The organism is Streptomyces sp. NPDC001617 (assembly GCF_053596855.1).
Window position 1 is genome coordinate 1 of the sequence record NZ_JBSFHA010000186.1, and the last position, 3580, is coordinate 3580.

Consider the following 3580-nt stretch of genomic DNA (forward strand, 5'->3'; position numbering starts at 1 on the left):
TGTACGCCATCAGGGCGACGAAATGAGGCAGGGACAGCCGGTCCAGCACCTCCTGCGCCGCCATGTCGTGCCGCAACAACCAGCGCTCGGCAGGCAGCGTGTGATCCAGGTCGGAGGACCCCTCCCTCCGCTGCCTGGCCCGGTCGGCCAGATCGGAGAACCACTCCCTCTGCTGCCTGGCGTTATCCTGCAGCTCCTCTGCCGGCTCGGAGAAAACGCCGTCCTGGATCTTGGACCAGTAGACGGCCTCGTGCGGCAGCAAACCGTCGTCGGCGACCTCCCGGCGGATCTCGCCCAACTCGAGCCCGGGAACAGACCGGTACATCCGCGCGGGGTCCTGCAACGCGTCCCCGGCCAGCGACGGGACCACGCCCGTGGTCCGCAGACCCGCCAGAACCTCGTAGAGCGACTCCTCCCGCTGCGGCAGCAGCCACGCGATCAGAGCGAGCGCGAACCCGTCCCCGTCCTGATCGGCGAGGTTCAGCACCCGAAGGACGTTCCCCAGCTCCGCGGCGGTCCGCGACGCACGCTCGGGCAGCAGCGCGGGCGTCACGCCCTCCCGCACCGCTTCGACGTCCAGGCCCAGCTCCTGCGCCCTCGCCCAGTCACCCGAGCCGGCAATCTCACGCAGCAACGCCTGCAAACCCAGCGGGGAATCGCCGGACAGCGCCCCCTGGTGGAAGGCCGCCATCAACCCCGGCAGGTCACGCTCGGTCAGGTCGTCGATCCCGGTCGCCCAGGCCTCCTCCTCCGCCGGGTCCGGCATCGGCCCGTCCGGCCGGAAAACCTGCAGGATCTCCTCCCCGCGCAGGCCGGGACGCGCTCCGGAGAGCACCCCGAAGAGAACGTTCACCGCACTCCGCGCCATCTCCAGCGCCCTCGGGTGCGTAGCCGCGTACGTGGCCAGGCTCTCCTCGAACCCCTGCGCCAGCGGGACATACGCCCGGTCCGTGTACAGCACCCTCAGCGGCCCAGGGACCTCGTCGGTCGCCTCCGAGCCGTCCGCAACCGCCGCAGCCTCGCCCATCGCTACGCCGAACGCCGACGCGCCAGCCCTGCTGGACTCAGCGACCGTGACGTCCGGAGAGCCGCCCCGCAGGCCCGGCCGCCGCGACGCGTCGACGCCCCGCTCCGCGGCCAGGGTCTTGGCCACCTCGACGGCCCGCTCGAGCCGGTCCGGCGCGCCCTCGTTCTCGTGCAGTTCCTGGGCCACGCGCATCGTCGCCCAGTACTGCTCGGAGTCCCGCTCCAGCAACGAACCGGGGCCCTCGGCCACCCTCAGGCGGAAGGGGTTGTGCTGCGCCGTGACCCGCGCCGCCTCAACCCACAAGCCCTCGGCCGCACGCTCCTCCAGCTTGCCGAACGTCACGGCGAACCGCCGCAGCTCCGCCGACAGCGGCAGCACCTCCCGGGCCACGATCCGTTCGTACCGATGGCCGTGGTTCGGGACCAACTCACGGGACTCGATCTTCAGCCGGGCCCCGGGAAGCAGCAGCACCTCCTCCTCCAGCGGGTTCGCGGAGAACGGTGTGATGTCCCGGCCCATGTTCCCTGCGAGTTGGGCACGGACCAGGACGCGACGGAGCCCCGGCACCCAGTTCCGGTCCAGGTACTGCATGGCCAGGGCTTCGTTACGACTGAAACTGGCGAACGCCGGGAACGACAGTTCGGTGACGCCGGGGTCGGCGGAGTCGATCGGTCCGATTCCCGCGTGGAGGTCCGCGAGGGAGCGCTTGCCGCGCCAGACCTCACCGGTCGCGGGCGGCAACTGCTCCAGCGCGTCCAGCAGCATCGCGGCGTGGGCAGTCATCTCCCGCTCGATGGCGGGCAGCAGCCTCTCGGCCGCGGCGTAGATCGCCTCCGCCAGCCGCTCCCTCTCCTGGAGCTGGTACGGGTTACGCCGGTAGGAGTCGAGCAGCCTTGCGGCAGCCGGGTCGTCGCCCAGCACGGGGCTGAGGTCCTTGCCCAGGTGGAGATGCTCGTTGATGAGCCGCCTGACCCGGCGGCGCAGCTCCGGGCGTACCTCGGCGGACCCGAACTTGAGCACGGTGTTGATCAGCGGGGAAGCCGTGGTGGTGTACGCCGCCAGGACGGCGAAGTGAGCCGGACTCAGCTTCTCCAGCACCTGCGACGCCGTCATGTGGTTCTCCCGCAACCAGCGCCGGGTGGACGCGTCCACGTTGAGGCGGAGGATCCGCGTGCCGACGAGGCTCTCGAACTGCTTCCTGAGCAGCTGCGCGATGGCCAGACTCTCTGCACCGGGCTCGGCGAAACCACCCCTCTGGACGTGAGTCGTGATCTTGTGCCAGTAAAGGGCCTCGTGCGGCAGCATGCCCTTGTCGCCGACGTTCCGACGCACCTCGGCGAGCGACACCCCCGGAATCGACCGGTAGACCAGCGCCGCGTCGTCCAACGGGTTCCCCGCCAGCGACGGCACCACGTCCGTCGCCTGCAGACCGGCCAGCACCTCGTACAGCGAACGGTCTCCCAGCGGAAGCATCCGCCCGATCACAGCCAGCGCGAAGGCTTCCCCGTCCGTCTCGGGCACGTTCAGCAGCCCGAAGGCGTTCCCGAGCCTGGCGGCCGTCCCGGCGAACACACCCGACGGCAGCTCCGCACCCTCCAGTACGGCCAGCCCCTCACGCAGCGCCTCCGCATCGAGCCCAAGGCTCGCGGCCCTCGCCCAGTCACCCGACTCGGCGATGTCACGCAGCAACGCCTTCAGCGTCAGCGGGGAGTCGTGGAACAGCACCCCGTTCGTGAAAGCCGTCATCAGCTCGCGCGAACCGCCCGACTCCAGCAGACCCTGCAGACGCGACCGCGCGGTCGTTCCACGGACCCTGCCCACCGGCTCCAGGCCATCGAGGAGGACCTTGGCGATATCCTCCCGGCGCTCCGCGGGGTGGGCATCGGTGAGCACCTTGAACAGACGCTCCACACTCCGCCGAGCAGCCCTCAGCGCCGCCGGATGACCGGACGCGAACTCACCCAACCGCTGCTCGAACTCCCGCGCCCGTGGAAGGTATTCGGGGTCCGTGTACAGCACCCCGAGGTCAGGACCACTGCCCGGCGCCGATGTGCTGTCCGACACCACCGAATCCCCGAGGACGGACACGGCGCCCACCTGGCTGCTGTCCGGCTCCACAGCGCGTGAACCACTGGACCCGGCGACCGCGTCCGGAGAGCCACCCAGCAGCCCCGCCGACGGCGGCGGCACCTCCCGGGCCCGGATGTGCTCGAAGTCGCCTCTGCCGTCGCTGTCGACCGTTCGGGCCTCGATCCCCAGCCGGGCTCCGGGGAGCAGCAGCACCTCCTCCTCGTGCGGGTTGTTCGAGAACGGCGTGATGTCCCGGCCCCAGTTCCCGGTGAGTTCCACACGGACCAGCACGGGGAGTGTCCCTGGCAGGGGAGTGGCCCACATGAACACACTGGCCTTGAACTCGTCGCGGCTGAAGCTGGCGAACGCCGGGAAGGTGAACTCGGAACGGCCGGACGCGGCCGGGTCGCCATGGCCGGTCCCCGCGAAGAGTTCCTCGGCGGAACGCTTGCCACGCCAGACCTCACCGGTCGCGGGCGGCAA

At 70.6% G+C, this 3580-nt stretch carries 1 pseudogene; it reads right to left on the bottom strand.

The annotated features are described in order from the left end of the window. A pseudogene (locus ACWC09_RS52330) lies at positions 1-3580 on the bottom strand (hypothetical protein); the annotation flags it as partial.